Source organism: Actinomadura keratinilytica, assembly GCF_039539665.1.
GTDB classification, from domain to species: Bacteria; Actinomycetota; Actinomycetes; order Streptosporangiales; family Streptosporangiaceae; genus Spirillospora; species Spirillospora keratinilytica.
Map to the genome: position 1 here is coordinate 1 of NZ_BAABDO010000213.1, position 5,486 is coordinate 5,486.

Annotated in this window: 6 protein-coding genes; 1 reads left to right on the plus strand and 5 read right to left on the minus strand. The window is 75.6% G+C overall.

Annotated features, from left to right (window positions below; all coding sequences use genetic code 11):
- The 3 genes from ABD879_RS31930 to ABD879_RS31940 all read right to left on the minus strand — a co-directional run.
- Positions 1–1,502 (minus strand): MFS transporter (locus ABD879_RS31930; protein ID WP_345025509.1); only part of this gene is annotated, 1,502 nt, incomplete at its 3' end.
- A 187-nt stretch (positions 1,503–1,689) separates the two neighbouring features.
- Complete coding sequence (locus ABD879_RS31935) at positions 1,690–2,379, minus strand: maleylpyruvate isomerase N-terminal domain-containing protein (protein WP_345025510.1); 690 nt, start codon at positions 2,377–2,379, stop codon at positions 1,690–1,692.
- Positions 2,380–2,675: 296 nt separating this feature from the next.
- Positions 2,676–3,092, minus strand: coding sequence for a plectin (locus ABD879_RS31940; protein ID WP_345025511.1), 417 nt, complete (start codon positions 3,090–3,092; stop codon positions 2,676–2,678).
- Between the two features lie 180 nt (positions 3,093–3,272).
- Between ABD879_RS31940 and ABD879_RS31945 the strand changes: the two genes are divergently transcribed.
- Positions 3,273–3,866 carry a TetR/AcrR family transcriptional regulator gene (locus ABD879_RS31945; protein ID WP_345025512.1) on the plus strand — a complete coding sequence of 198 codons (594 nt, stop codon included), beginning with the start codon at positions 3,273–3,275 and terminating at the stop codon, positions 3,864–3,866.
- 75 nt (positions 3,867–3,941) lie between these two features.
- On the opposite strand, the gene ABD879_RS31950 is transcribed toward ABD879_RS31945, so the two are convergent.
- Positions 3,942–4,583 carry a LutC/YkgG family protein gene (locus ABD879_RS31950; RefSeq protein WP_345025513.1) on the minus strand — a complete coding sequence of 214 codons (642 nt, stop codon included), beginning with the start codon at positions 4,581–4,583 and terminating at the stop codon, positions 3,942–3,944.
- Positions 4,580–5,486 (minus strand): LUD domain-containing protein (locus tag ABD879_RS31955; RefSeq protein WP_345025514.1); only part of this gene is annotated, 907 nt, incomplete at its 5' end. The genes ABD879_RS31955 and ABD879_RS31950, both read right to left, overlap by 4 nt.

Here is a 5,486-nt window from a genome sequence, read left to right on the forward strand (position 1 = left end):
GCCCGGCGGCGCCGCCGACACCCGAGCCGCCGGGCGCATGCGGTGCGCCCGGCGGCCGAAGCGGTGCGGGCCGGCCGCCGTCCCGCGCGACGGCGACCGGCCCGGCGGCTCACACGCCCGCCTCGGCCAGGCTCATCCGCGTCTGCCCCACCCGCACCTTCCGCAGGTAGAACATCCAGGTGAGCAGCACGCACACCCCGTAGAACGCGGCCAGGACCAGCAGCGCGGGCGCGATGCCCTGCGTCTCCTCGATCGAGATCCGGAACGTCTGCTGGATCAGCACGCCCCCCGGCGGCGCCCACCGCCGAGATGATGCCGATCGCCGCCGCCGCGGCCCGCCGGGCCCGCGCCAGCGCCCGCTCGACGGCGGCGGTGTCGCTCCGGTCCACCTCGGCCAGCTCCCGCGCCCGGAAGATCGCCGGGATCATCCGGTAGGTGGAGCCGTTGCCGACCCCGGTGGTGACGAACACGAACAGGAACGCCGTCAGGAAGAACGGCCAGCTCTCGACCCGCACCGACCCGGCCACCGCCGCGACGCCCAGCCCCATCAAGAAGAAGTTCACCATCGTGACCCGGGCGCCGCCGAACCGGTCGGCCAGCCAGCCGCCGAGCGGACGCGCCAGCGACCCGGCGAAGGCCCCCAGCCAGATGTAGTGCGCCCCGGTGATGTCGGGGAACGTGTTCTTGATCAGCACCCCGAAGGAGAACGAATAGCCGATGAACGACCCGAAGGTGCCGATGTACAGCACCGACATCACGACCGTCTGCCTTTCCTTGGTGCCGGCGGCCATCTCCCGCAGCGTGTACGCCGACGTCGCCTTGGTCAGGTTGTTCATGAAAAAGTAGGCGGTCACCGCGGCCAGCAGGATGAACGGCATCCACACCCAGCCCACGGCCACCAGCCCGAACGCGGTGATCAGCGGGGGCATGGCCAGCTGCGTGACACTGGTGCCCAGGTTGCCGCCGGCGGCGTTCAGCCCGAGCGGCAGCCCCTGCCGCCCGGCCGGGTAGAAGTGGGTGATGTTGGCCATCGAGGAGGCGAAGTTGCCGCCGCCGAAGCCGGTGGTCGCCGCGATCAGCAGCAGCGCCCAGTACGGAATGTCCGGGTTCTCGATCGCGTAGACGAACAGCGCGCACGGCACCAGCAGCAGCAGCGCGCTGACGACCGTCCAGTTGCGGCCGCCGAACCGGGCCGGGGCGAAGGTGTAGGGGATGCGGATCGCCGCGCCCACCAGGTTGGGCAGCGTCGTCAGCCACAGCGTCTGGCCCACCGACAGCCGGATGCCGTTGTCGGCCAGGTTCAGCACCGCGATGCTCCACAGCAGCCACACGCAAAAGCCCAGGTGCTCGGTGAAGATCGAGAACACCAGGTTGCGGGCGGCGACCCGCCGGCCCGTCTCCGCCCAGAACCGGTCGTCGTCGGGCTCCCAGTGGTCGATCCAGCGACCACGTCGTGGTGCGGCCCCCGTCCGCGGGGCGGCTTCGTCGGTCAGCGCCGTCATGGCGTCTCCTTCGGGTGTCGTCGGCGGCCGGCGGCGTTGCCGGACGGATCCTGCGGACATCCGCGAAGGTAGGGACGGCGGGTTACGCGGGGCGGCACGTCATGTGCCCGCGGTGCTACATCCCGCGCACATACATGACACCTTCATGTGAAACCGGGCCGCGCCCGGCGCAGACCGCACAGCCGGCTCAGGAACCCGCCGAAGCCCCAGGTCCGGCCCCCAGGCGGCGCTTGGAACCGGGCCCGGACGCGGCGTCGGCCTCCGGCCACGACGGCGACCGCCCCGAGGAGCGCAGCACCGCCTCCCAGGCGTCGCCGGACGCCAGCGGCAGGTGCGGCACGCCCCAGTGCCACGCCGACACCAGCAGCTCGGGGTCGCGCGGCCGGTAGTCCTCGCCGATCGCGCGCGCCAGGTCCCAGGCGTGCAGGTGCCATTCCACGCAGGCCGCGCCCGCGTGGTCGCCGACGGTGTACTTGGTGCCCCGGTAGACCAGGTGGGTGCGGTCCCACATGTCGGGCATCAGGTCGGCGTAGGCGCCGGCCGACACGGTGAACGCCATGATCCGGTCCGGGCCCGGCTCGGGCGGCAGCACGGCCAGCTCGGCGGCGTTCTGCCGGGCCTGCTGGCGGATCAGCACCGCGGTCGCGGCGTCCCGGGCGAACAGCTTGGCCAGCCGGCTGTCCGGGGAGTCCTGCAGGTACTCCAGGTAGTTCTCGGCGACGCAGCGCAGATGGCCGACCAGGTCGATGATCTGCCACTCGGTGCACGGGGTGGGGGCCGTCCAGTCCGCCACCCGGTCGGCCAGCGCGCGGATCGCCTGCACCCCGTCCCGGTAGGACTCCAGAACGCGATGACGGTCAGGCGGCGTGCGCTCCACGTGACTTTCCCCCCGCGGTCAGAGCACCTTCGACGGCCGGCCGACGCGCCGGACCGGCGGCTGCACCTGCATGCGGTGCATGCGAATCCCCTGGGCGGGACGCGTCGGCGGCGTCGGCCGCGGCGCGGTGCCGCGCGGGCGACGCGCAGCGTCCCGGCGTTCCCCGAGGGGCTACGTTCTCAGAAGTCGGCGGCCGGTGCCACCCGAAGACGCTGTGTCGCCCCCGGGTCGGCCGCCCCCGCCCGGCGCGGGGCGGGATGTCGCAACCGGACTCGCAACCGGACTCGCGGCCGGCCTCAGGCCGCCACGCCGGGCCGGGTGCGGAAGCCGAGCCGGTGCGCCTCCCGCGCGGTGCGCAGCCGGTCGACCTCCTCGGTCCACGGCCGCACGGCCGGCTTGGCCTTGGCCTCGCGGCGCGCGAACTCGGCGGCGCGGCGCAGCGCGGCGGAGGCGCCGTCGGACACGTACACGCGGGGGCCCATGGCGACCCGCTCGGCGGCCTCGGCGGCCAGCAGCACCTCGGTGAGCGCCTTGTCGAACGCGACCGACAGGGCCCGCAGCTCGTCCGCGGGCCGCGTCTCGGCCTCGGCGGCGCGCAGCGCGCGCTCGGCCTCGGCGGCGGCGGCGAGCCGGTCGCGGTAGGTCCCGGCCAGCCGCTCGTCGGCGGCGTAGCGCTCGGCGACGTCCTTGTTCACCCGGCGACGCAAGGCCATGGCGGTCCCCCTCCTTCGTCCGCGGCCGCAACCGGCCGTGCTCGACTCTACCCGGCCGCGAGCGGCCGTTCGTGGCACGTGATCGAGGTGTGATCGGCAGTTAGCGTACGCCCGTCCCCGGCGTGTCGTGACGGCGGACACCCCGCCCCCGCCCTTTACGCAGTAAGGTACGTGCTCATTATGGTCCGACAGCCGAGCATCAACGCCCAGAACCGCCCGCCGCTGACCATCGAGCGGATCATCGAGGCGGCGCTTGCGATCGTCGACGGACAGGGCCTCGGCCGCCTCACCATGCGCCGTCTCGGCGACGCCCTGCAGGTGGAGGCCATGGCCATCTACCACCACCTGCCCCGCGGCAAGGAGCAGCTGCTGGACGGCCTGGTCGCGCACGTGGCGGTCGCGCCGGCCGACCCCGCCGACGGCGCCGACTGGCGCCAGGCGCTGCGCCGCTGGGCCGCCGGCTACCGCGAACGGCTGCTGGAGCACGCCGGGGTGCTGCCGCTGCTGGTCACCCGGCGCAACCCCGCCGCCCTGGCCTCCACCACCGCGGCGCTGCGCGAGCTGCTGCGCCGCGGCGGCGTGCCCGACCGCGCCGCGGCCGCCGCCGCCCACACCCTGCTGGCGTTCGTCATCGGGCACGTCGCGCTGGAGGTGCGCGGCACCGGCGACGACGGCGCCACCACCGCGGCGGCCGCCGGACCCGACGGCCCGGTCGACTGGCAGGCCCGCTTCACCACCGCCCTCGACCAGATCATGGCCGCCGTCGCCCCCTGACCCGCGGCGCCGCACCGGCCCCGGCCGGCCGGACTCCCCCTGCCGACCGCCCTTTGTGACTAGTCCTCGACGTGACTAGTCCTCGACGACGAGGACCTCCAGGCTGCGGGGGCCGTGGCCGCCCTCCACCCGCCGCGCCTCGGGGCCGCCCGCCGCGGGCGGGCCGCTGATCCAGGTCAGCGGACGCTCCGGCCGCAGCCGCGCCACCGCCTCGGGCACGGTGCCGACGATCTGGTCGGCGTGCACCACGCACAGGTGGTAGTCGGGCACCAGCGACAGCAGCCGCCGCCCCTGCGCACGGCCCCCGTCCAGCACGATCGTGCCGGTCTGCGCGATCGCCACGGCGCACCCGGTCACCACGCCGTCCAGCCCCCGCAGGGTCTCCAGGTCGGTCAGGCCGGTGTCGGCGACGGCGTCCACGCCGTCCAGCTCCGACAGCCACCCGAACGGCAGGTCCGCCGGGGCCGCGATGCGCCGCGCCGCCCGCGCCCACAGCGCGGCCGCCACCGATGTGGCCAGGTCGTCGGCGCCGGCGTGCCGGACGGTCGCGCGGCGGGCGGCGACCCGCTCGGTGAACATCGCGACCAGGTCGGCGCGGGTGGCAGCCTCGGCCGCGGTGAGGCGCCGCCGGTAGCCGCGCGGCACGTCCACGCCCGTGCCGCGCGCCTCGCCGAGCGCGTCGAGCACGCGCCGCACGATCCGCTCGCGCGAGCTCACCGCTCTCCCCCGCTCCGCGGGCGGGACCGCCACCAGCCGCGGAAGCCGCCCACCGGCGGGGCGGGCAGGTCGCGGGCCTCGGTCCACTTGCCCAGCAGGCCGGGCAGCCGCCGGATGCGGCCGCCGCGCGACAGCAGCCGCGCCCACCGCGCGCCCGACCGCAGCGCCGCCTCGTAGCGGCCCTGCTCGCCCATCGTCCAGGCGGCGCTGCGCATCATCACGAGCTCGGGCGTGGGCACCGGCCGGCGCCGCCGCGACTCCACCACCGCGCCCCGCAGGTGCACCAGCAGCCCCGGAATGTCGATCTTGACGGGGCACACGTCGGCGCAGGCCCCGCACAGCGTGGACGCGTACGGCAGGGACGCGTGCGCCGCGCTCTCCACGCCCTCGACCAGCGGCGTCAGCACGGCGCCGATCGGCCCGCCGCCGCGCGGGCCGTAGGGTTCGTCGCCGGTGCGCTCGTAGACGGGGCACACGTGCGCGCACGCCGAGCAGCGCACGCAGCGCAGCGCGGCCCGCCCGGCCTGGTCGGCCAGCACGGTGGTGCGGCCGTTGTCCAGCAGCACCAGGTGCAGCTCGCGGGGCCCGTCGCCGGGCGTGACGCCCGTCCAGGTGGACACGGCGGGGCTCATCCGGTCCCCGGCGGACCGCGGCAGCAGCTGCAGCAGCACCTCCAGGTCGCCCCAGGTGGGCACGACGGCGTCGATGCCCGCCACGCAGATCAGCGTGTCCGGCACGGTCACGGCCGCGCGGCCGTTGCCCTCGGCCTCCAGCAGCACCAGCGTGCCGGTGTCGGCCACCATGAAGTCGGCGCCGCACACCGCCACCCGCGCCGACAGCAGCCGCCGCCGCAGGTGGTCGCGGGCCGCGGCGGCGAGCGCGGCCGGGGCGTCGGGTGGGACG

What these genes read in the sequence shown, in the direction of transcription:
- ABD879_RS31940 (WP_345025511.1), bottom strand. Translation starts at nt 3,092, where the DNA reads ATGGCCTTGCGTCGCCGGGTGAACAAGGACGTCGCCGAGCGCTACGCC.
- ABD879_RS31945 (WP_345025512.1), top strand. Translation starts at nt 3,273, where the DNA reads ATGGTCCGACAGCCGAGCATCAACGCCCAGAACCGCCCGCCGCTGACC.